This window comes from Pseudomonas mendocina (assembly GCF_003008615.1).
In the GTDB taxonomy this organism is placed as follows: Bacteria; Pseudomonadota; Gammaproteobacteria; order Pseudomonadales; family Pseudomonadaceae; genus Aquipseudomonas; species Aquipseudomonas mendocina_C.
Genome location: NZ_CP027657.1, coordinates 1,553,459 through 1,575,737 on the forward strand (window position 1 = coordinate 1,553,459; position 22,279 = coordinate 1,575,737).

Here is a 22,279-nt window from a genome sequence, read left to right on the forward strand (position 1 = left end):
GATGGCTCGCCTGTTTGGCCTGCTGTTACTGATAGCCGGCGTGCTCTATCCCTTCGCCGTCTACTACGGCATGGAGCATTGGTCACCACGTTTGTTCGCCGCATTGCTGGGCGGACTCTGGCTGGCCCGTGTGCTGACGGCACGTCGCCGACCGGGTGGGCTGTGGCTGGCCGTGGCGGCGTTGGCGTTCTGCTTGCTACTCGGCGTCGCGAACGAGCCAGCGCTACTGCGCTGGTATCCGGTGCTGCTCAACCTGATGCTGCTGGCGCTGTTCGGCCTCAGTCTGAAATTCGGCCCGCCGCTGGTGGAACGCATGGCTCGCCTGCGAGAACCGCAGTTGCCGGAAGTCGCCGTGCGCTACACGCGCAAGGTGACCCTGGTCTGGACGCTGTTTTTCCTCAGCAACACGTTCTTGCTGATGGCGCTGGCGATGTGGGCTCCGCTCTCCTGGTGGACGCTGTACACCGGCTTCATCTCTTACGGCCTGATTGGCCTGTTGTTCGCTGGCGAATGGTTGATTCGCCAGCAGGTAAGGAAACACGAATGACCTGGCTGCCCCTCACCGATCTGTTGCTCGAGACTCACCATGAGCGCCAGGTTGCTCTGGAACCAGCGCTGCATCATCCAGAGCTGCGTGAGCGCGCCTTGCGCCTGGCTGCAGCCCTACAGACGCGCGGCGTACAACGCGTGGCGCTGTATCTGGAAGATGCCGCTGAACTGGCCATTGCCCTGCTTGGCGCCTGGCGCGCCGGGGTGCAGGTGCTGCTGCCGGCCGATGCCCAGACGCAGACCCGCCAGCGTCTGGCGGCCCAGATCGATCTGTGGCTGGATGACCTGGCCAGGCTGGATGCAGCCCCGCTGCCTGGCGCCCGCCTGCTGCCCGAACAGTGCCGCCTGACCCTGTGCACCTCGGGTTCCAGCGGCGAGCCCAAGCTGATCGACAAGAGCCTGGCGCAACTGGCCAATGAGGTCGAGGCGCTGGAGCGCTTGTGGGGAGCGCACCTCGGCCAAGCGACCATCCTCGGCAGCGTCGCCTGCCAGCATATCTATGGCCTGCTGTTCCGCCTGCTGTGGCCGCTGTGCGCAGGACGATCGCTGTATCGCCGCGCTCTGCCCTTTCCTGAAGACCTGCAGCAGGTAAGCCTCGGCCAGACCGACTTCACCTGGATAGCCAGCCCAGCCTTGCTCAAGCGCATGGGCGACAACCTGGACTGGCCGGCGCTGAGTCGCGTGAAGCAGGTATTTTCCTCCGGTGGCGCGCTGCCCGGTGAAGCAGCCGAATCCCTGCACGAACGCCTGGGCCAGTGGCCGACGGAAATCTATGGCAGCTCGGAAACCGGCGGTATCGGTTGGCGTCAGGGCGACACGCCTTGGCAGCCATTCCCCGGCGTCGAACTGAGCCTCGATGAGGCCGGCGCCCTGCGCATCGCCTCGCCGTACTTGCCAGCCGGACATGTCGAACAGAGCGCGGACGCCGCCGAGATCGGTGACGATGGTCGTTTCGTCCTGCGTGGACGTCTCGACCGCATCGTCAAGCTGGAAGAAAAACGCATCTCCCTGCCCATGCTCGAGCAGGCGCTGATCAGCCATGACTGGGTTGCCGATGCACGCCTTGGCGTCATTCAGGAAGGCCGTGCCTTCCTCGGTGCCTTGCTGGCGCTGAGCCCCAGTGGCGTACATGCCCTGCGCAATCAGGGCCGCCGCAGCGTGACCGAAACTCTGCGCCGGCACCTGGCCGAACACTGCGAAGCCATCGCCCTGCCGCGCCGCTGGCGTCTGCTGCTGGAGTTGCCCTACAGCAGCCAGGGCAAGCTGGCGCAAAGTCAGGTCGAAGCCCTGCTGGCAGAACCGCGGCCAACACGGGTGGAGCCCATCAGCGCCGAAGAACGCGACGGCGAATGGCTGCTGCAGTTGCAGGTACCACTGGATCTGGCCCATTTCACCGGCCATTTCCCGCAGACCCCGGTGCTGCCGGGCGTGGTGCAGATCGACTGGGCGCAGCAACTGGCTCGCCAGCTGATCGCCCAGCTGCCGCCACGTTTCGCCGGCATGGAAGTGCTGAAGTTCCAGCAGCTGGTGCGCCCCGGCGACACCCTGCAGCTATCGCTGCGCTTCGATGCCGAACGCGGCAAGCTCTACTTCGCCTACCGCAATGGCGAGGCCGCCTGCTCTTCCGGGCGAGTTCTGCTGGAGCAGGCGCATGGCTGAGTCTGACTTCAATCCCTGCGCGGTGATTCCGGTGTACAACCACGAGCGGCCATTGCCTGGCGTGGTCGGGGAGCTGCGCAGCGCCGGGTTGCCTTGTCTGCTGGTGGATGACGGTTCGAGCGCCACCTGTGCCGCGGTCATGGACGAGCTGGCGCAACAAGCGGGCGTCCATCTGCTGCGCCTGCCCGCCAACCTGGGCAAAGGTGGAGCGGTGATGGCCGGCCTGCGCGAAGCGGCACGCCTCGGCTATAGCCATGCATTGCAGGTAGACGCTGACGGTCAGCACGACCTGAGCACCCTGGATCGCTTCATCGCCACCGCCCGCGCACATCCGCAGGCCTTGGTCTGCGGTTATCCGCAATACGATGCGAGCGTGCCCAAGTCGCGCCTGTATGCCCGCTACCTGACCCATGTCTGGGTCTGGATCAACTGCCTGTCGCTGCAGATCCGCGATTCCATGTGTGGCTTCCGCGTCTATCCACTGCCGGCCACCCTGGCGCTGCTCGATACGGTGAAACTCGGCCGGCGCATGGATTTCGACACCGAGATTCTGGTGCGCATGGCCTGGCGCGAACAGCCGATGCACTGGCTGCCGACCCGCGTGCACTACCCGGCCGATGGGCTTTCGCACTTTCGTCTGTGGCACGACAACCTGCTGATCTCCGGCATGCATGCGCGACTGTTCTTCGGCATGCTGCTGCGCGCACCGCGCATTCTCTGGCGCAGGCTGGCCGCATGAGCGCTGCCGAACACAACGAGCACTGGGCCCGGCAGAAGGAGCGCGGCAGTTTCCTGCTGATGCGTTTCACCGTCGCGGCCGCGCGCCTGCTCGGCCGTCGCCCTCTGGTGCCGCTGCTGTATCTGATCGTGCTGTATTTCTATGTTTTTGGCCGCAGCGCGCGCACCAGCATCCATCAGTATCAGCACAACCTGGCAGCCTGGAGCGCACGCCCAGAGTTGCGTCCCAGCCGCGGTTCGGTACTGCGTCAGTTCCTGGCGTTCGCCGACAGCCTGCTGGACAAGCTCGATGTGTGGAACGGCCGCCTGCCACTGCAGCAGTTGCAACTGGACGATCCCGACGACATCCGCGGGCAACTGCATAGAGGTGGTCGCGGGCGCCTGCTGGTCGGCGCGCACCTGGGCAATCTGGAGGTCTGCCGCGCCCTGGCCGAACTCGGCGAGCAGGTGTGCATGAACGTGCTGGTGCACACCAAGCATGCCGAGCGCTTCAACCGCCTGCTGGGCGAGTCCGGCGCCAGCCACCTGCGCCTGATTCAGGTCAGCGAACTGGATCCGGCGATCATGCTGCAGTTGGCCGAACGTCTGGAGCGCGGCGAGTGGCTGGCCATCGCCGGCGACCGCGTGCCCCTGCATGGCGGGCGCAGCGTGGTGGTCGACTTCCTCGGCCTGCCGGCGGCGTTTCCGCAAGGCCCCTGGTTGCTGGCCGGCCTGCTGCAATGCCCGGTCGGGCTGATGCACTGCCTGAAGATCGACGGGCGCTACCAGGTGCGCCTGGAACATTTCGCCGATGCCGTGAGCTGGAAGCGCAGCGAGCGCGACCAGGTGGTTCACGGCTGGGCACAACGTTACGCGCAGCGCCTGGGCGAACACTGCCTGGACGCACCGCAACAATGGTTCAACTTCTACCCTTTCTGGAAGCGAGATGACGACATACCAGCCTGAGCCGGTGATCTTCGGCGAGCGCGCCCTGACCATCGAGAACATCGTAGCCCTGTCGCAGCGCCAGGCCCGCGCACAGTTGCAGGACGATGCCGCCTACCGGGAAAAGATCGCCAAGGGCGCACGCTTTCTCGACACCCTGCTGGACAAGGAAGGCGTGATCTATGGCGTCACCACCGGCTACGGCGACTCCTGCGTGGTAGCCGTGCCGCTGCATCAGGTCGAAGCGCTGCCCAAGCACCTGTTCACCTTCCACGGCTGCGGCCTGGGCAAACTGCTCGACGCGCCAAGTACCCGCGCCGTGCTCGCTGCCCGCTTGCAGTCACTGTGCCACGGTGTGTCCGGGGTACGAGTTGAACTGCTGGAGCGTATCCAGGCATTCATCGATCACGACGTGCTGCCCTTGATCCCGGAAGAAGGCTCGGTTGGCGCCAGCGGCGACCTCACCCCGCTGTCCTACGTCGCCGCCACCCTCAGCGGCGAACGCGAGGTGCTGTACAAGGGCGAGCGCCGCAGCGCTGCCGACGTGCATGCGGAGCTCGGCTGGACACCGCTGACCCTGCGTCCGAAAGAAGCCTTGGCGCTGATGAACGGCACTGCCGTGATGACCGCCCTGGCCTGCCTGGCCTACGCCCGCGCCGACTACCTGCTGAAACTGGCGACGCGCATCACCGCACTTAACGTCATCGCCCTGGAAGGCAACCCGGAGCACTTCGACGAACGCCTGTTCGCCGCCAAGCCGCACCCGGGCCAGACCCAGGTCGCCGCCTGGATTCGCCAGGATCTGGCCGTCGAAGCGCCACTGCCACCGCTGCACCGCCTGCAGGATCGCTACTCGATCCGTTGCGCACCGCACGTGCTCGGGGTGCTGGCCGACAGCCTGGGTCTGCTGCGCCAGTTCATCGAAACCGAGCTCAACAGCGCCAACGACAACCCGCTGTTCGATGCCGAGACCGAGCGCACCCTGCACGGCGGCCACTTCTACGGCGGGCATATCGCCTTCGCCATGGACAGCCTGAAGAACCTGGTCGGCAACGTCGCCGACCTGCTCGACCGCCAGCTCGCCCTGCTGGTGGACACCCGCTACAACCACGGCCTGCCGAGCAACCTGTCCGGCGCCCCGGTCGAAACGGCGATGATCAACCATGGCTTCAAGGCCGTGCAGATCGGCGCCAGCGCCTGGACCGCCGAAGCGCTGAAGAACACCATGCCAGCCAGCGTGTTCTCGCGTTCCACCGAATGCCATAACCAGGACAAGGTGAGCATGGGCACCATCGCCGCGCGCGATGCCCTGCGCAGCCTGGAACTGACCGAACAGGTCGCCGCCGCCACCCTGCTGGCCGCCAACCAGGGCGTCTGGCTGCGCGAGCGCGCCGGCAAGCAGGACATTCCCGCACCACTGGCTACCATGCGCAAGCAACTGGCCAGCGACTTCCCGCCAGTGATCGAAGACCGCGCCCTGGAAGGCGAACTGCGCCTGTGCCTGGAGCGCATCCGCACTCAGCACTGGAGGCTGTATGCCTGAGGCTGTTCTGCTGCGCACGGCGCACCCCACGACCCGCGCCATGCGCACCATCGGCTCAGGAGCCATCCATGCGTAAGTCAGGCGTGTTGCAGGCGGAAATCGAACTGCAGGTGCAGTTCTATGACGTCGACATGATGGAGATCGTCTGGCATGGCCACTACGTCAAGTACTTCGAGCAGGCGCGCTGTGCCCTGCTCGACAAGCTCGACCACAACTACAGGCAGATGCGCGACTCCGGCTATGCCTGGCCAGTGATCGACCTGCAGGTGCGCTACGTGCGCGGCGCCCAGTTCGGCCAGCGCATCATCGTGCGTGCCGACCTGGTGGAGTGGGAAAGCCGCCTGAAGATCAATTACCTGATCAGCGATGCCGAGACGGGCGAACGCATGACCCGCGGCAGCACCGTGCAGGTCGCCGTGGAAATCGCCACGCGGGAAATGCAGTTTGCCTCGCCACAGGTCTTCCTCGATGCCGTGCAGAGGGCCATCGCGTGAACAGCATGCATCCGGGCGCCCACCGCCAAGCGGAAGGACAAGGTCAATGCGTAGCCCGGATGAAATCCGGGAAGCACCCCATTACCCGCTACATGTCCCGGATTGCATCCGGGCTACTGCTGGCGGGCATTGCCCAGTTGGCGATGGCCTTCGACCTCGACCAGCTCAGCGAGCAGCTCGGTAAACCCGAGGTAGTGCGCGGCAGTTTCATCCAGGAAAAGCACCTGCGCGCCCTGCCACAACCGCTGACCAGCCGCGGCCACTTCGTCCTGGCCAAGGACTATGGCCTGCTCTGGCTGCTCGAACGTCCGCTGCAGCAGGATTACCGTATCGACGCGCAAGGCATCGCCCGGCGTAGCGAGCAAGGCTGGCAGTTCGTCGCCCAGCAAAGCGCCACCGCACAGCAGAATCGCCTGTTTCTCGCCGTACTCAAGGGCGACAGCAGCGGCCTGCGCCAGGACTTCGAACTCAGCCTGAGCGGCAGCGCCGAGGCCTGGCAGCTCGATCTGACGCCTCGCAGCGTGCTGCTCAAGCAGGTGTTCACGACCATCGTCATCAGTGGCGGTGAACTGGTGCAGCGCATCGAACTGCAGGAAACCCAGGGCGACAGCACCGTGCTGCGCCTGGAAGACAATCAGGCCGATCAGTCCCTGAGCGATGCGGAGCGACATGACTTCCAGAGTTGAATACTGGGGTTCACGGCTTTTCCCGCTCGCCCTACTTCTGCTCGTTTTCGTTGCTGCCTGGCAGTGGCGCGGGGGTGCGCCTGTCTCGGCCAACCTGCTGGAGCTGGTGCCCAGCGGCAAGCCGGACGCGCTCGAGCAGCAGGCCGTGCAACGCATGCAGGAGCCACTCAACCGCGAACTGCTGGTATTGATCAGCCACCCGCAGCGCGAGCAAGCCCTGGCGCTGGCCGCCGAGCTGGGCGCGCGCTGGCAGCAGCAGGCGCTGTTCGAGAAGGTGCAGTGGAATCCGCAGGCCGACCTGTCCAGCATACGCCAGCAATTGCAGGATCAACGTCTGGCACTACTGCCGGCTACCGATCGTCAGTTGCTGATCGACAACCCGGCCGCCTTCATCGAAAGACGCGTTCAGGATCTGTTCGACCCCTTCCGCAGCCAGGGCGTGGTCGCCACCAATGATGACCTGCTCGGCCTCAGCACCCTGGTGGAGAAGAGCCTTCCCCATCACCACAATGTCCAGGTCGATCTGAGCGGCGCCCTGATCGCCGAAAGCGCAGGCACCACCTGGGCACTGCTGCGCGCCCGCACCAATGCCGACGCCTTCGACGGCAACCTGGCACTGGCCGTGGACGATCTGGTCACCCAGGCCCGCGACGAGGTGCAGACACGCGGCGGCCAATTGCTCGCCAGCAGCGGGCTGCTGTATTCCGCCCACGGCCAGCGCGAAGCCACTCGCGAAATCAGCCTGATGGGCGGCATCGCCAGTGCCGGCGCCCTGCTGCTGATGCTGCTGGTATTTCGTCGGGTACGCGTATTGCTGGCCTTCATCCCCGCCGCCATCGGCGTGTTCGCCGGGCTCACGGCTTGCGTCGCGGTGTTCGGCCATATACATGTGATGACTCTGGTACTGGGCGCCAGCCTGATCGGCGTGGCCATCGACTATCCCCTGCACCTGCTGTCGAAGAGCTGGACGCTGCAGCCCTGGGATAGCTGGCGTGCCCTGCGCGCGACGCTGCTCGGCCTGAGCCTCGGTCTGGTGACCAATGTCATCGGCTACCTGGCCCTGGCCTTCACGCCGTTCCCGGCGCTGAAACAAGTGGCGATCTTCTCCGCTGCGGGCCTGCTCGGCGCCTACCTGAGCACGCTGTTCCTGTTGCCAACCCTGCTCGGCAAGGCCGAGATACGTCCCTGGCAGCCGCCTCACGCTCTGGCGCAACGCCTGCTCGACTGGCGCGAAGCCTTGCTGCGCAAACTGCCAACCCCCAGGCTGCTGTTGATCTTCGCCCTATTCTGCGCAGGCGGCCTGCTGCAGCTCTCGCACAAGGACGACCTGCGTCAGTGGGCCAGCGTGCCGCCGCAATTGCTGGAGCAATCGAAAGCCATCAGCCAGATCGTCGGCATGCAACCGACCAGTCAGTTCTTCCTCGTGCGTGGTGACGATGAGGAGCAACTGCTGCAACGCCAGCAGGTGCTGAGCCAGCGCCTGGACACGCTGGTAGAACAAGGCCAACTGAAGAGCTATCTGGCACTGAGCCAGTTGATCGCACCGGCCACACAACAGGACACACTGCGCCAGGCGGTGGCACAACTCCCACGCCACAGTGCGGCGCTCGCCGAGCTGGGCATCCCTGCAGAGGCCATCGAGCAAGAGGCGCAACGCCTGCAAACCCTGCCCACCCTGAACATCGAGCAGGTGCTCGCCGCGCCGCTGAGCGAACCCTGGCGCCCGCTCTGGCTGGGCAACGCCGATGACGGCCAGGTCGCCGGGCTGATCAGCCTGCAAGGATTGACCAACAGCGATCTGCTGGCCGCCCAGGTCGAGGGGCTAGACGGGGTGAAACTGGTCGACCGCCTCGGCGAGCTCAATCGCCTGTTCGCCGCCACGCAGGTCAGCGCCGCCGAACTCAAGCTGGCCTCCTGCTTGCTGATCTTCGCCGTGCTGTGCATCTCCTTCGGCGCCCGCGGGGCCGCTCGCATATTGGCGGTATCGCTGCTGGCCGCGCTGGCCAGCCTGGCCAGCCTCGGCTGGCTCGGTCAGCCGCTGACCCTGTTCAGCCTATTCGGTCTGCTGTTGGTTACCGCCATCGGCGTCGACTACGCCATCCTGATCCGCGAGCGGGTCGGCGGCGCCGCCACCAGCCTGCTCGGTACCCTGCTGTCGGCCCTCACTACCTGGCTGTCGTTCGGTCTGCTGGCCGTGTCGAGCACACCGGCAGTGAGCAATTTCGGCCTGACCATCAGCATCGGCCTGGCCTTCAGTTTCCTCCTCGCGCCCTGGGCGGGTGACGCGCAAACGAAGGAGCAGCATCCATGACCGTCGTCCTGTTCTGGTTGCTGGCCCTGGCCATTTACGCACTGGTCGCGGTCATCGGCGGGCGTCGTCTGATTCCCATCGTCGGCCAATTGCTGGTGGCCGCGCTGGCCATTCCGGCGTTGTTGTTGCTATGGGCCGAGCCGCACTGGCAACTGAGCGCCAGCGACCTGCTTGCGCCCGACTGGCTGAACCTCGCCTACGGCCTGTGCTTTGCGCTGCTACTGGGCTACATCCTCAGCGACGTGATCGACCTCGATCTCAGCCCGGCCTGCGTGAAGATCGCCCTGCCGAGCTTTCTCGTGCCGATGCTGGCGGGCCTGGCCTGCTCGCTCTGGCTGCTGCCCGGCGAGCGTGGCTGGCTGAGTGCGGTGGGTATCGGCCTGCTGTTCTCCATCACCGCCATTCCGGTGCTCTATCTGTTCCTGCAGAGCATCGGCTACCCAGCGGCCGCTACCAAACGCCTGCTGCACGCAGCGATCCTGATGGATTTCATGTGCTGGAGCCTGTTCGGCCTGGCCCAGGGCAGCAGCCAGCCCGCGACCCTGCTCTGGCCGCTGCTGGCCGCACTGCTGCCTCTGTTGCTGCGCGCCGTCAGACTGCATCACCCGTCGTTCTATAGCCTGCCGTTCTTCGTCCTGATGCTGCTGTTCCAGCAACTGGGGCTCAACGCACTGGTGTTCGGCATCGCCTATATGCTCTGCCTGGGCTACCTGAAACAGCCTTTCGTCCTGCCGTTGGCGCAGCGTCACTGGAAGCTGTTGATGAATGGCATCGCGGTTCCGCTGATTCTCACTTACGGCGTGCTGCGCGTTGATTTCCATGGCCTGGATCAACATCTCTCCTGGCTGGTCTTGGGTACCCTGCTGGCGCTGCCGGTCATCAGCAAGGTGCTTGGCAGCTGGCTGGGCCTGCATTGGGCAGACCCGGCCGCGTCGGCACGGATAAAGTGGCGCGAAAGCCTGCTGCTGAACATCCGTGGCCTGACTGAAATCGTGTTCCTCAACCTCCTCCTGCAGCTCCAGCTGATTGATTCAACGGTGTACTTCGGCCTGCTGCTGATGAGTCTGTTCTCTACTCTGTTGCCTGCCCTGCTGGGCCGGCACGTGGCCAATCATGAAGCGAAAGCCCGCTATGAAATCTCCTGAACTCGAACAACGTCAGATCGTCGTCATCGGTGCCGGCCCCTCCGGCGCCATCGCCGCCGCCATTCTCAAGCGCCAGGGCCATGATGTGCTGCTGCTGGAGCGCCAGCGTTTCCCGCGTTTCTCCATCGGCGAGAGCCTGCTGTCGCACTGCCTGGACTTCGTCGAAGAGGCCGGCATGCTCGAAGCGGTTCAGGCCGCCGGTTTCCAGACCAAGCACGGCGCCGCATTCGCCTGGGGCGAGCGTTACACCAGCTTCGACTTCCGCGACAAATTCACCGAGGGCAAGGGTTCGACCTATCAGGTCATCCGTGCCGACTTCGACAAGCTGCTGGCCGACGAGGCCGAGCGCCAGGGCGTAGAAATCCGCTACGAGGAAGAAATATTCGCCGCCGATTTCAGCGGCGACTGCCCGCGCCTGTCGGTACGCCGCCTGGCCGACGGTCATGAATACCAGGTCGAGTGCGCCTTCGTTCTCGACGGCAGCGGTTATGGCCGCGTGCTACCGCGCCTGCTCGACCTCGACACGCCGTCGGCCTTCCCGGTTCGCCGCGCGGTCTTCACCCACATCGAGGACAACATCGATCCGGCCTCCGGTTTCAACCGCGAGATGATCCTCATCACCACTCACCCGACCCTGCGCGACGTGTGGTTCTGGACGATTCCGTTCAGCAACGGCCGCTGCTCGCTGGGCGTGGTCGCCGCGGCCGAGCATTACGAGAACTACCCGAAGGATCTCGATGCCTGCCTCAAGCAGTTCGTCGCCGAAACCCCGTCGCTGAGCAAGGTACTGGGCAATGCCGTGTGGGATACCCCGGCACGCGAGATCAACGGTTACTCGGCCAACGTCAAGAGCCTGCACGGCCCGGGCTTCGCCCTGCTGGGCAACGCCGCCGAATTCCTCGACCCGGTGTTCAGCTCGGGCGTGACCATCGCCATGCGCTCGGCGAGCATGGCCGCCGGGCTGCTGCATCGTCAGCTGGGTGGCGAAACGGTGGACTGGGAAACCGAGTTCGCCATCCCGCTCAAGCGTGGCGTGGACACCTTCCGCGTCTACGTCGAAGGTTGGTACGAGGGCTCCTTCCAGGACGTGATCTATTACGAGAACGCCTCGCCGGAGATTCGCCGCATGATCAGCTCGATCCTTGCCGGCTACGCCTGGGACGGTAAGAATCCCTATGTTTCCGAACCTCGCCGGCGCCTGCGTGTACTGGCCGAGCTGTGTTCCCAACCCTGAGAACCTACTTACGATCAGCTGCGCGTCGGCCCTACGGCGTTAGAAACAGGCTCGGAATGCTCATTTACAACTCGTAAACTCCGCTTCCTCGCCTATTTCTGCCTTGTATGGCTCTAGCTCGCTAGCTCGTAAATAGGTTCTAAACAAGGATCGTCGATGAACGCCCTGCGCCCCGTCTCGCCTACCTACGTCGAAGAAACCCGCTTCGGCTTCTGGTTCCTGCAGAGCCATGTCTGGCAACACCATGTACTGCGGGTCGCGATCAACGACCTGGTGCGCCTGAGCGGCAGCCCGCTGCCGCAAGCGCCGGTGCTGCTCGATGCCGGCTGTGGCCAGGGCCGTTCCTTCGGCCTGCTCAACGCAGCCTTCGCACCGGCGCGGATGATCGGTCTCGACGCCGACCCGCACAGCCTCGAATGCTCGCGCCGCGAGGCCGAGCGCCTGGGCCTGGAGGTCGAACTGATCGCCAGTGACTGCGCCTCCATCGACCTGCCCGACGCCAGCGTCGACCTGCTGTTCTGCCACCAGACCCTTCACCACCTGGTGGAGCAGGAGCAGGCGCTCGCCGAGTTCTGGCGCGTGCTCAAACCCGGTGGTCGACTGTTGCTGGCCGAATCGACCAAGTACTACATCGACACCTGGGTGATACGTTGGCTGTTCCGCCACCCGATGCACGTGCAACGCAGCGCCGAGCAGTATCTGGACATGCTCAGTGCGCAGGGCTTCCAGTTCGAAGAGAGCAGTATTTCCTACCCCTACCTGTGGTGGAGCCGCGCCAAGGACTTCGGCCTGCTGGAACGCTGGGGGCTGATGCGACCCAAGCCGGTCGGACAACGCGACGAAACGCTGCTCAACGTGGTGGCGCGCAAGCCGTGATGCCACGCATACTCCTGCTCGTCGCCAGCCTGCTGCTGGGCGCCTGCGCCGCACGCACCCCCGTGCCGCAAACGGCCCCGGCATTGGTCGCAGCGCTGCCGCTCACCCTGCAGATCCAGCGTGAGCAGGCGGACGTGCGTCAGGACTGGCTACTGGTGATCCAGCAGGAAGGCCCAGCCCTGCGCTGGTCGCTGCTTGACCCGCTCGGTATTCCCCTGGCTCGCCAGTTGCTGGAAGCCGGTGAGTGGCGCGGCGACGGGCTGCTGCCACCGAATACCGAGGCGCGTGAGCTGTTCGCTGCACTGCTGTTCGCCCTGGCCCGCGCCGATGCACTGCATGACTACCCGGCAGGCAGTTGGCAGCAGGACGGCGCAAACCAGCGCCGCCTGGCCCCGGACTGGAACATCCATTACCAGGCTCCCCTGGATTTCACCCTTGGCAAGACCGGCTTGAACTACCGGATACGCGCACTGAACCTGGAAGAAAGCGACTGATGCCCCGCTCAACCCCCCCCGGCTACCTCAATGCACTCGGCCTGCTCTGCGCCCTCGGTGAAGGCAAGCAGGCCGTGGCCGATGCGCTGTTTGCCGGTAACAACAGCGGTATGCGCGCTGAAGCCGGCTGGGTACCCGAGCGCAGCCTGACGGTAGGCGCCGTGCATGCAGATCTGCCCGCCATGCCGGCCGGTTTCGAGGCATCGCACAGCCGCAACAACCAGTTGCTACTGGCCGCCGCGCAACAGATCGAAGCTGAATTGCATGCGGCCATCGCCCGTTACGGCGCCCATCGCGTCGGCCTGGTACTGGGCACCAGCACCTCGGGCATTCGCGAGGCCGGCGACAGTATTGCCCGCCATATCAACGAGGGCGAACTGCCCGCCACATACGATTACGCCCAGCAGGAGATGGCCGCCCCTGCCTCCTTCCTCGCCGACTGGCTGGGCCTGAGCGGCCCGGTGTACTGCCAGTCCACGGCCTGCACCTCCAGCGCCCGCGCCCTGCTCAGCGCCCATCGTTTGCTCAATCAGGGCCTGTGCGATGCGGTGATCTGCGGCGGCGTCGACAGCCTGTGCCGCCTGACCCTGAACGGTTTCTCGTCACTGGAGGCGGTTTCCGCCGAGCCCTGCAACCCGTTCTCGGTGAATCGCCACGGCATCAACATCGGTGAAGCCGCGGCCCTGTTCCTGATGACCCGCGAGCCTGCCCCCATCGCCTTCTTCGGCGGCGGCGCCACGTCCGACGCCCACCATATCTCCGCACCGCACCCGGAAGGCCTCGGCGCCCGTGCGGCCATGGAAAAGGCGTTGACCAGCGCCGGCATCGCCGCCAGCGAAATCGTCTACCTCAACCTGCACGGCACCGCCACCCGGCATAACGACTCGATGGAAAGCAAGGCCGTGCGCGCCCTGTTCCCCGATGGTCTGCCCTGCTCCTCGAGCAAACCCATGACCGGCCACACCCTGGGCGCCGCTGGCGCGTTGGAAGCCGCCTTCTGCTGGTTGACCCTGAGCGAATACAACCGTGACGGCCTGCTGCCACCGCACCTCTGGGATGGCCAGCACGATCCCGAGCTGGCGCCCCTTGAACTCGTCCCGCCGGGTGCGCGTCTCACCCGCGACCATGATCGCTACCTGATGAGCAACTCCTTTGCCTTCGGCGGTAACAACGTCGCGTTGATCCTGGGGGATGCATCATGAGCCTGTGGCCCGTTGCAGAGCTGGTGCCCCATGCCGGCAACATGGTGCTGCTCGATGAAGTGCTGAGCTGCGATACGGAGGCGATCGAGGTACGCCTGGTCGTGCGCCCCGACGGCCTGCTCAGCGCCGCCGACGGCAGCCTGCCGGCCTGGAGCGGAGTCGAGTTGATGGCCCAGGCCATTGCCGCCTTCGCCGGCATCCAGGCCAGGCGCGCCGGTTTGCCGGTGGAGCTGGGCTTTCTCCTCGGCACGCGCAAGTACGCCTGCAACGTCGAGCGCTTCCCCGCCGGCAGCGAACTGCACATCCGCGCCCTGTGCTCGCTGCAGGACGACAACGGCATGGGCGTGTTCGAATGCCACCTGACTGGCCCGGACATCCAGGCCGAAGCCCGCCTCAACGTTTTCCGCCCACCAGAACCGGCGGTCTATTTACAAGAGCCACAAGAACCGCAAGAACAATCCCATGACTGACACCTCCACCGCCGCCACCATTCTGGTCACCGGTTCCAGCCGAGGCATCGGCCGCGCCATCGCCCTGCGCCTGGCGCGCTCCGGTTACGACCTCGTACTGCACTGCCGCTCGCGCCGCGATGAGGCTGAAGCCGTGCAGGCGCAGATCGTCGAGCTGGGTCGCCAGGCGCGCATCCTGCAATTCGACGTGTCCGACCGCGCCGCGTGCCGCGCCGCCCTGGAAGCCGATGTCGAGCAACACGGCGCCTACTACGGCGTGGTGTGCAACGCCGGCCTGACCCGCGACGGCGCCTTCCCGGCGCTGTCCGAGGAAGACTGGGATCAGGTGCTGCGCACCAACCTGGACGGTTTCTACAACGTACTGCATCCGCTGACCATGCCGATGATCCGCCGTCGTGCGCCTGGGCGTATCGTCTGCATCACTTCGGTGTCGGGGCTGGTCGGCAACCGCGGCCAGGTCAACTACAGCGCCTCCAAGGCTGGCGTGATCGGCGCCGCCAAGGCCCTGGCAATCGAGTTGGCCAAGCGCAAGATCACCGTCAACTGCGTCGCGCCCGGCCTGATCGATACCGAAATTCTCGACGAGCTGGTACCGGTGGACGAGATTCTCAAGATGATTCCGGCAGCCCGCATGGGCACGCCGGAGGAAGTGGCCGGAGCGGTGAACTTCCTGATGTCCAGCGAGGCGGCGTACATTACGCGCCAGGTTCTCGCGGTGAATGGTGGTTTGTGCTGATGAAACGTGTCGTCGTCACCGGTATGGCCGGTATCACCTCGCTGGGTAGCGACTGGCCAACCATCTCGGCCGCGTTCAAGGCTGGCCAGAGTGGTATCCGCCGCATGGATGAATGGGATCGCTTCACCGAGCTGAACACCCGCCTGGGCGGCCCGGTGGACGATTTCGTCCAGCCCAAACACTGGAATCGCAAGCAGACCCGCAGCATGGGCCGGGTGTCCAAGCTGGCGGTGTTCGCGGCTGAACGCGCCCTGGAGCACGCCGGCCTGCTCGGCGACCCATGCATTTCAGACGGACGCATGGGCGTGGCCTGCGGCTCGTCCACCGGCAGCACCGAGGAGGTCAAGGCCTTCGGCAACATGCTGCTGAACTCGGTAGCGGACGGCCTCAACGCCAACTCCTACATCCGCATGATGCCGCACACCACGGCGGCCAACATCAGCATCTTCTTCGGCCTCAAGGGTCGTCTGATCCCCACCTCCAGCGCCTGCACCAGCGGCAGCCAGGGCATCGGCTATGCCTACGAGGCGATCAAGTTCGGCCGCCTGAAGATGATGCTCGCGGGCGGCGCCGAGGAGCTGTGCCCGACCGAGGCCATGGTCTTCGATGCGCTCTACGCCACCAGTCTGAAGAACGACGCCCCGCACACCAGTCCACGCCCTTACGACAGCGGTCGTGATGGCCTGGTGATCGGCGAAGGCGCCGGCATCCTGGTGCTCGAGGAGCTGGAGCACGCCCTCGCCCGTGGCGCCACCATCCATGCCGAGATCGTTGGTTTCGGCTGCAACTCGGACGGCCAGCACGCCACCAAGCCGGTGCAGGAGACCATGCGCGGCGCCATGCAGCTGGCGCTCGATGACGCCGGCCTGGAACCTTCCGCCATCGGTTACGTCAACGGCCATGGCACTGCCACCGAGCAGGGCGACGTCGCCGAGACTCTGGCCACCAGCAGCCTGTTCGGCCCGCAGATGCCGATCAGCTCGCAGAAGAGCTACCTCGGCCACACCCTGGGCGCCTGCGGGGCGCTGGAGTCCTGGTTCAGCATCGAGATGATGAACTCGGACAGCTACGTCTACACCCTGAACCTGGACGAGATCGACCCGGCCTGCGGTGAGCTGGATTATCTGCGCGGCGAGTTCCGCCAGATGAGCCATGAGTACGTGATGAACAACAACTTCGCCTTCGGCGGCGTCAACACCTCGCTGATCTTCAAGCGCTGGCGCTGATCTTCAACAGACAAGGAACACGGATGATGTCTCGCTTCACTCGATTTGGTCTTATCGCTGCCCTGCTGCTGGGCGTCGCGGCCTGTACGTCGAAACCGGTGATGAACATTGAGAACCGGACACCAGCTTCGGCGGTCAGGAGTGAGGATGATATGCGCCGAGCTATCCTCGCTGCGCTGCACAGCCGCCAATGGACAGTCGAGCGGGCCGATCCGGGGAACATCATGGCGTTGATCGAGCGCCGTAGCCACCAGGCCGAGATCACCATTCCCTATAGCGCATCAAGCTATTCGATCCGCTATCGCGACAGCCAGAACCTCGGCTACAAGAACGGCAAGATCCATCGCAATTACAACAAGTGGATCCATAATCTGGATCGCAGCATCCAGCAGGAATTGAGCAAGCCCTCGTTCTAGAACCTGACATCCCTGCAACAGTGATATTCAAGGAGATAACCATGAAAGCAAAAGTCTGGACCACTGCCGCACTTCTATCCGTCGCCCTGCTGCCCGGCCTCAGCCAGGCACGCGACACCGCTCACTTCCTAGACTTCCAATCGGTGGTCAACGAAGCCACCCAGGCCGGTCGTCTCGACGGTTCGGTGAAGTTCTTCCTGAACAAGACTCCGGCTGGCGCACAGATCATCAACGCCAACGTCACCACCAGCCAGAAGACCAACGCCTTCAACAAGACCGATGAAGCAGCCTGCAGCTGGGCACTGCAATCGGCGCTGATCAAACTGCAGAACTCGGCCAAGGCCGCAGGCGCCAATGCCGTGGTCGATCTGGCCAGCAACTACAAGAACAAGGAATACCGCGACGACAGCAAATACGAATGCCACGCCGGCGCCATCATGGCCGGTGTCGCGCTGAAGGCCAAGTACGCCAAGGTCAAGTAAGCAAAGGGCATGGCCGAGAGCAGTTCCTGCTCTCGGCAGCCACTCAGAGCACGAGTGGCAGGAACATCCAGCTACGGCCCATGTACTGGCGATAGGCATCGCCAAAATAGTCCAGGCACTCGCGTTCCTCGCAGCGCGCCGCACACCACAGCAGCACACTGGAAAGCACCGCCAGCAGCACGATCAGCGCATCGATGCGCTTGAACGCGATGCCCCAGGCCAGCAACAGCAACGAGCAGTACATGGGATGACGGATGTAGCGGAAGATACCGCCCGTCACCAGCTGCGACGTGCGCTCGAAGGCGAATAGCTCATCATCCTGACGTTGCGTACCGGCCTGTCCGAAACGGCGCATCTGGTACACGCCAGCGAACAGCACCAACAGGGAAAGACTCAACAGTACCCAGGATATGCGCTGATTCAACTCACCACGGTCGCCGAACCAGGACGGCGCATTGAACACCAGCATCACCGCCATCGCTTCCCAGGCGAAGAAACGATAGAAACCGTGACTGCGCGGATTGCCCAGTGTGCGCCAGGAAATTCCCACCAGCACTGCGCTGAGCATCACAAAAGCCACCAACTGCCAGATCGTCACTGCATCCTCCCTCTATCCCTGCCTCTGTTACACTGCGTCGCCCGTAATTCCTGACCGCCTGCCATGGATCGCACCCAACTGCACACACTGCTGCCGCACCAGGGCGATGCTCTCTGGCTGGATGCATTGGTCGATCACGACAACCTCACTATCCGCGGTCTCAGCGCCTGGCATCACCTCGACAAGCTTGGCGAAAATGCCTCGCCTTGCCTGCTGTTCGAAGCCGCGGCCCAACTTTGCGCCGCACATGGTGCCCTATACGGCGAAGCGGATGCCATTGAAATGGCCCTGGTCGGCAAACTTTCCCAGCTCAATCTGCACCCGGTCACACGCAGTGCAGAACCGCTGCTGGTCAGCGCCCAACAGGAGGCGCTGAGCCCGGCCGGCGCACTCTATGCCTTCGCCATCCATGCCGGTGCGCAGCCGCTGCTGGATGGCAAACTGCTGCTGGTACTCGTCCGTGCTTGAGCTACGTGACGTCAGCTTCCGCTACCCGGGCGCAGATACCTTCGCCCTGCACAACATCGACCTGCAACTGCAGGAAGGCCAATGCCTGGGCTTGCTTGGCAGCAACGGCGCCGGCAAGACCACGCTGCTGGCCCTGCTCAGCGATACGCTGCCCCTGCAACAGGGTGAAATCCGCTGGCACGGCCCGCGCAGCCTGGGCCTGGTGCCACAGCAACTGGCGTTCTACGGCGAACTCACGGTGGCCGAGAACCTTGCGCTGTTCGCCGATCTCTACCGTCTGCACGGTGCACAGCGCCGCCAGCGTCTGGAGTTGTGCATCGCCAGCAGCGCTCTCGAAGACAAGCTGCAACGCCGCGCCGCGCGCCTGTCCGGTGGCGAGCAGCGCCGCCTGAACTTCGCCATCGGCCTGCTCCAGCCCGCGCGCCTGTACCTCTTCGATGAAGCCACCGTCGGCGTCGATGCCGCCAGCAGGCAGATGCTGCTAGATGCGGTCGAGCGGCTCACCGCTGAAGGCCATGGGGTGATCTACACCAGCCACTACCTGGACGAGGTCGAGCGTGTGGCCGGGCGCATCCTGCTGCTGCACGAAGGCAAGGTGCGCCTCGATGTGGACAAGCAGCAACTACTCGATGGCGGCCACGGCCTGTTGCTGGAATGGCCGGAGCAGGTTCCCACTGGTTTTCAGGAGCTGCTCGACCAGCTGCAACTGAACGCCGAGACGCTGCCCGACGGCCTGCGCATCGGCAATCTGGACAGCCGACAATTGCTGGCGATCACCCAGTTCATCGCCGCGCAGCCGACCCCACCGAGCCTGCTGCGCTTCGGCCGACCATCACTGGAACAGCTCTACCTGAGCCTCAACGGAGGCCGCCTGTGAGCCCGACGCTGACACTGGTGCGCAAGGAATGCCTGCTGCTGCTGCGCGACCCGCATGCACTGGCCGTGCTGTTCATCATGCCGATCCTGTTTCTCGTGCTGATGGCCGCCGCGCTGTCCAATTACCTGCGTGACCAGCCGCCGCCCTTGAGCCTGGTGCTGGAGATCGAACAAGGCAGCGAAGCCAGCGCGTTCTTCCAGCACGCGCTGCAGGAACAGTTGCCTGGCAGCAATCTGCTCGCCAGCAGCGAAGAGCCCTTGCCCCGCATCAGCCTGGCCAGGAACTTCTCCGAGACCTTGCTGGAAACGCCTCACATCGGCCCCACGCTGAGCTTTCCCCCACGTACCGATGGCCAGACGCGCCAGCGCCTGCGTGCAGCGCTGAACATCGCCCTGGCGCAGACTCGCCTGCTGGCCTACCTGGAAGACAGCGACGCGCTGGACGCGGACATGAGCACCGAACAACGCTGGCAACTGATCCGCCAGCGCACCCAGAGCGAGATCAGCGAACGGCAGATGCTGGCCAGCGGCGAACTCAGCGGCAAGGCCAACGCCAGCCAACTGAGCGTACCGGCCTGGCTGATCTTCGGCATGTTCTTCGTCGCCCTGCCGATGGCCGGCGGCTTCCAGCGTGAACAGCAGAGCGGCGCCCTGCTGCGCTTTCGCGCGCTGGGCCTGAGCCCCACGACCCTGGTGCTGAGCAAGCTGCTGCCCTACCTGGCAATCAATCTGTTGCAGTTCGCCCTGCTGCTGGCCATCGGCGTATACGTGCTACCGCTGCTCGGGCTCAGCGGCCTGAGCCTGCCCGGTTCGCCACTGGGCTACGTGCTGCTGGCGCTGAGCCTGAGCCTGGCTGCCTGCAGCCTGGGTCTGCTGCTGGCCGCCCTGGCCCGTAGCGGCGAACAGGCGTTGCTGCTCGGCGGCGGTCTCAATATCATCCTCGCCGCCATTGGCGGCATCATGGTGCCCAAGAGCGTGATGCCCGAGGCCATGAGCCAACTGGCGGAAATCTCACCGATGAGCTGGGCGCTGGACGCCTTCCTGACCCTGCTGGTAGGCCAGGGCAGCCTGGCCGACATCGCCCCTGACTGTGCCCGTCTTCTGCTGTTCGCCCTGGTGCTGGGCGGTGGCGGGCTTTACCTGTTCCGCAAACGAGTACAGCAAACGCAATGGACGACACACTACTAGAACAAGAACTCAAGCAATTGCTGATCCGTGAGTGCGACAAGGAAGACGATATCGACTGGCAGAGCATCACCGATGACGAGCCATTGTTCGGCCAACAGAGCCGTATCGCCATGGACAGCCTCGATGCCCTGCAGGTCTCCCTGGCGTTGCAACAGCACTATGGCGTGCGCATCGAAGGGGCCAAGGACGGACGGCGTATCCTCGGCAGCATCGCCAGCATCGCGGCCTTTATCAGGCAGAAGCAGTGACGCCCATTTACATCCAGCGCGGCGCCCTGCACAGCGCCCTGAGTGCTGACCTGCGCGCCGCCCGCGCTGCCCTGCAAAGTGGCCGACTGCCTGCGCCCGACTCGTTCCTGCTGCATGAACTGCGTCAGCCGCGCCCTTATCTGGCCGTCAGCGGCAGCGGTGAAAGCCGCCAGCAGCGCTGCGACCGACTGCTCGGCGAAACCCTAGGCGAACAGCCGGGCGAGCTGGATGATTGCCTGCTGATCATCGCCAGCACCAGCCTGGATATCGACGACCTGGAACAGCTGATCGCCGCAGAAGGCGGCTTTCGCCCGGAAGATTCGACCCCACTCGACCTGCTGGCCGAAGACCTGCGTCAGCGCTGGGGCTTCGCCGCCGCCTTCACCCTCAACACCGCCTGCACCAGCGCGGCCAATGGCCTGCTGTATGGCGCACGGATGCTGGCGGCCGACCTCTACCAGCGCGTTCTGGTTCTGGCGTTCGAGACACCCAGTGCCATCGCCCAACAAGGCTTCGGCGCCCTCGACCTGACCAGCCCGAGCGGCGCCTACCGCCCCTTCCATCCGGAGCGCGATGGTCTGATCCTCGGTGAAGCCTATGCCGCCACCCTGCTCTCGCGCGAACCGGGTACGGCGCCACTGGCGAAGCTGCTCGGCGGCTTCAGCGCCTGCGACACCAGCAACCTGACCACCACCCGCGAAGACGGCAGCCATATCGACTGGGTGATGCGCGAGGCACTGCGCAGCGCTGGCGTCGACGCCGGGCAGATCGGCCTGGTGAAACTGCACGGCACCGCCACCGGTGCCAACGACCGCGCCGAGAGCAATGGCGTGCGCCTGCTGTTCGGCGACGCCCTGCCGCCACTTTGCGTGCTCAAGCCCTGGCTCGGCCATACCCTGGGCGCCTGCGGTCTCAGCGAGACCCTGCTGCTGGTGGAGAACCTCGCCAACCTGCCAGGTCTGGACTATGCCGCCGAAGCCCTGCTGCCGCTCAGCGCAGAGCCAACCTGCGTGGCAGCGGACAGCCTGCTGCTGGCCAACTTCTTCGGTTTCGGTGGCAACAACGCCAGCCTGGTACTGCAACGCTGCGCGGAGAGCCAGGTATGAAGACGGTCATCGCCGCCTGCAGCGTTCGCGGAAATGCGAGCTGCTCCGACAAGGATCTCAAGGCTGCTCTGGGCCAATGGCTGGCCGCGCCGCCACGACGTATCGACCGCATGATCCTGCAGGCACTGCTGTGTAGCGCCCCTCTCAAGGCGCAGGTACGTAGCGACTGCGGCCTCTATCTGGCCTCGCGCCACCCGGCCCGCGCCACCATGGGCGCACTGCTCGATGCGGTCTGCGTACATAAGCGCCAGCCCAAGCCCTTCGAATTCGTCAACAGCGTGAGCAACGCCGCCGGCTTCCATGTCGCCGCCCAGTTGGGGCTGGAGGGGCCGAACCTGTTTATCGGCGCCGGGGCCAACGTGTGGAAACAGCTACAAATGCTGGCTGCCCTGGATCTGGCCGATGGAGCCATCAGCCAGGCGTTGCTGGTGGTGATCGACGAGAACGGGGATTTTCAGGCGCAGGCGGTGTTGGTCGAGGCGCCAACGAAAGCACAGGACTTTGCCGAGCTGACGGCAGGCATCGAAGTGCTGCATATACAGCTCTAGCCTGACTTATCGATGGCATTGGTGGGCTGAAGCCCACCCTACGGTGCTGGTAGTTGTAGGGT

The 22,279-nt window shown here is 64.7% G+C and carries 25 protein-coding genes; 24 read left to right on the forward strand and 1 reads right to left on the reverse strand.

Annotation, left to right across the window (positions count from 1 at the left end):
* The first annotated feature begins 1 nt into the window (after position 1).
* From C7A17_RS07165 to C7A17_RS07250, 18 genes are all read left to right on the forward strand, one after another.
* A complete protein-coding gene (locus tag C7A17_RS07165; protein ID WP_106737374.1) occupies positions 2-547 on the forward strand; it encodes a COG4648 family protein in 546 nt (181 codons plus the stop codon).
* Complete coding sequence (locus C7A17_RS07170; protein WP_106737375.1) at positions 544-2,208, forward strand: acyl-CoA synthetase family protein; 1,665 nt, start codon at positions 544-546, stop codon at positions 2,206-2,208. The genes C7A17_RS07165 and C7A17_RS07170 overlap by 4 nt, the downstream gene beginning before the upstream one ends.
* Entirely contained in the window at positions 2,201-2,947 is a 747-nt protein-coding gene (locus tag C7A17_RS07175; RefSeq protein WP_106737376.1) for a glycosyltransferase family 2 protein, read from the forward strand. The genes C7A17_RS07170 and C7A17_RS07175 overlap by 8 nt, the downstream gene beginning before the upstream one ends.
* Positions 2,944-3,891, forward strand: coding sequence for an LpxL/LpxP family acyltransferase (locus C7A17_RS07180; protein ID WP_106737377.1), 948 nt, complete (start codon positions 2,944-2,946; stop codon positions 3,889-3,891). The genes C7A17_RS07175 and C7A17_RS07180 overlap by 4 nt, the downstream gene beginning before the upstream one ends.
* The gene (locus C7A17_RS07185) at positions 3,872-5,413 is read left to right on the forward strand and encodes an HAL/PAL/TAL family ammonia-lyase (RefSeq protein ID WP_106737378.1); all 1,542 of its coding nucleotides are present in this window, start codon (positions 3,872-3,874) and stop codon (positions 5,411-5,413) included. Before C7A17_RS07180 ends, C7A17_RS07185 begins: the two co-directional genes overlap by 20 nt.
* Before the next feature lie 68 nt (positions 5,414-5,481).
* The gene (locus C7A17_RS07190) at positions 5,482-5,907 is read left to right on the forward strand and encodes an acyl-CoA thioesterase (RefSeq protein ID WP_106737379.1); all 426 of its coding nucleotides are present in this window, start codon (positions 5,482-5,484) and stop codon (positions 5,905-5,907) included.
* 92 nt (positions 5,908-5,999) lie between these two features.
* A complete protein-coding gene (locus C7A17_RS07195; RefSeq protein ID WP_106737380.1) occupies positions 6,000-6,593 on the forward strand; it encodes an outer membrane lipoprotein carrier protein LolA in 594 nt (197 codons plus the stop codon).
* Positions 6,577-8,904, forward strand: a complete 2,328-nt coding sequence (locus C7A17_RS07200) for an MMPL family transporter (RefSeq protein ID WP_106737381.1) — start codon at positions 6,577-6,579, stop codon at positions 8,902-8,904. The genes C7A17_RS07195 and C7A17_RS07200 overlap by 17 nt, the downstream gene beginning before the upstream one ends.
* Complete coding sequence (locus C7A17_RS07205) at positions 8,901-10,049, forward strand: cation:proton antiporter (RefSeq protein ID WP_106737382.1); 1,149 nt, start codon at positions 8,901-8,903, stop codon at positions 10,047-10,049. The genes C7A17_RS07200 and C7A17_RS07205 overlap by 4 nt, the downstream gene beginning before the upstream one ends.
* Positions 10,036-11,283 (forward strand): NAD(P)/FAD-dependent oxidoreductase, encoded by a 1,248-nt coding sequence (locus C7A17_RS07210; protein ID WP_106737383.1) that lies wholly within the window; start codon positions 10,036-10,038, stop codon positions 11,281-11,283. The genes C7A17_RS07205 and C7A17_RS07210 overlap by 14 nt, the downstream gene beginning before the upstream one ends.
* Positions 11,284-11,439: 156 nt before the next feature.
* Entirely contained in the window at positions 11,440-12,159 is a 720-nt protein-coding gene (locus C7A17_RS07215; RefSeq protein WP_199796402.1) for a class I SAM-dependent methyltransferase, read from the forward strand.
* On the forward strand, positions 12,159-12,653 hold the full coding sequence (locus tag C7A17_RS07220) for a hypothetical protein (RefSeq protein ID WP_106737384.1): 495 nt from the start codon (positions 12,159-12,161) through the stop codon (positions 12,651-12,653). The genes C7A17_RS07215 and C7A17_RS07220 overlap by 1 nt, the downstream gene beginning before the upstream one ends.
* Positions 12,653-13,855 carry a beta-ketoacyl-[acyl-carrier-protein] synthase family protein gene (locus C7A17_RS07225; RefSeq protein WP_106737385.1) on the forward strand — a complete coding sequence of 401 codons (1,203 nt, stop codon included), beginning with the start codon at positions 12,653-12,655 and terminating at the stop codon, positions 13,853-13,855. The genes C7A17_RS07220 and C7A17_RS07225 overlap by 1 nt, the downstream gene beginning before the upstream one ends.
* A complete protein-coding gene (locus C7A17_RS07230) occupies positions 13,852-14,325 on the forward strand; it encodes a hotdog family protein (protein ID WP_106737386.1) in 474 nt (157 codons plus the stop codon). Before C7A17_RS07225 ends, C7A17_RS07230 begins: the two co-directional genes overlap by 4 nt.
* Positions 14,318-15,061 (forward strand): 3-oxoacyl-ACP reductase FabG, encoded by a 744-nt coding sequence (fabG, locus tag C7A17_RS07235; RefSeq protein ID WP_106737387.1) that lies wholly within the window; start codon positions 14,318-14,320, stop codon positions 15,059-15,061. The genes C7A17_RS07230 and fabG overlap by 8 nt, the downstream gene beginning before the upstream one ends.
* Entirely contained in the window at positions 15,061-16,287 is a 1,227-nt protein-coding gene (locus tag C7A17_RS07240; RefSeq protein ID WP_106737388.1) for a beta-ketoacyl-ACP synthase, read from the forward strand. Before fabG ends, C7A17_RS07240 begins: the two co-directional genes overlap by 1 nt.
* A gap of 23 nt (positions 16,288-16,310) precedes the next feature.
* Entirely contained in the window at positions 16,311-16,703 is a 393-nt protein-coding gene (locus tag C7A17_RS07245) for a hypothetical protein (RefSeq protein ID WP_106737389.1), read from the forward strand.
* 41 nt (positions 16,704-16,744) lie between these two features.
* A complete protein-coding gene (locus C7A17_RS07250) occupies positions 16,745-17,185 on the forward strand; it encodes an excinuclease (RefSeq protein WP_106737390.1) in 441 nt (146 codons plus the stop codon).
* 43 nt (positions 17,186-17,228) lie between these two features.
* Here the strand turns inward: C7A17_RS07250 and C7A17_RS07255 are convergent, their stop codons facing one another.
* A complete protein-coding gene (locus tag C7A17_RS07255) occupies positions 17,229-17,783 on the reverse strand; it encodes a methyltransferase family protein (protein WP_106737391.1) in 555 nt (184 codons plus the stop codon).
* A gap of 63 nt (positions 17,784-17,846) precedes the next feature.
* Between C7A17_RS07255 and C7A17_RS07260 the strand changes: the two genes are divergently transcribed.
* Genes C7A17_RS07260 through C7A17_RS07285 form a run of 6 tightly spaced genes read left to right on the forward strand, consistent with a single transcriptional unit; the run spans position 17,847 to position 22,217 of the window.
* On the forward strand, positions 17,847-18,251 hold the full coding sequence (locus C7A17_RS07260; protein WP_106737392.1) for a hotdog family protein: 405 nt from the start codon (positions 17,847-17,849) through the stop codon (positions 18,249-18,251).
* Positions 18,244-19,128: an ABC transporter ATP-binding protein gene (locus C7A17_RS07265; protein ID WP_106737393.1), complete on the forward strand. Its 885-nt coding sequence runs from the start codon at positions 18,244-18,246 to the stop codon at positions 19,126-19,128. The genes C7A17_RS07260 and C7A17_RS07265 overlap by 8 nt, the downstream gene beginning before the upstream one ends.
* Positions 19,125-20,315, forward strand: coding sequence for an ABC transporter permease (locus C7A17_RS07270; RefSeq protein WP_106737394.1), 1,191 nt, complete (start codon positions 19,125-19,127; stop codon positions 20,313-20,315). Before C7A17_RS07265 ends, C7A17_RS07270 begins: the two co-directional genes overlap by 4 nt.
* Complete coding sequence (locus tag C7A17_RS07275; protein ID WP_106737395.1) at positions 20,297-20,563, forward strand: acyl carrier protein; 267 nt, start codon at positions 20,297-20,299, stop codon at positions 20,561-20,563. The genes C7A17_RS07270 and C7A17_RS07275 overlap by 19 nt, the downstream gene beginning before the upstream one ends.
* Positions 20,560-21,669: a beta-ketoacyl synthase N-terminal-like domain-containing protein gene (locus C7A17_RS07280; protein ID WP_106737396.1), complete on the forward strand. Its 1,110-nt coding sequence runs from the start codon at positions 20,560-20,562 to the stop codon at positions 21,667-21,669. The genes C7A17_RS07275 and C7A17_RS07280 overlap by 4 nt, the downstream gene beginning before the upstream one ends.
* Positions 21,666-22,217 (forward strand): hypothetical protein, encoded by a 552-nt coding sequence (locus C7A17_RS07285; RefSeq protein ID WP_106737397.1) that lies wholly within the window; start codon positions 21,666-21,668, stop codon positions 22,215-22,217. The genes C7A17_RS07280 and C7A17_RS07285 overlap by 4 nt, the downstream gene beginning before the upstream one ends.
* The last annotated feature ends 62 nt before the right edge of the window (positions 22,218-22,279 follow it).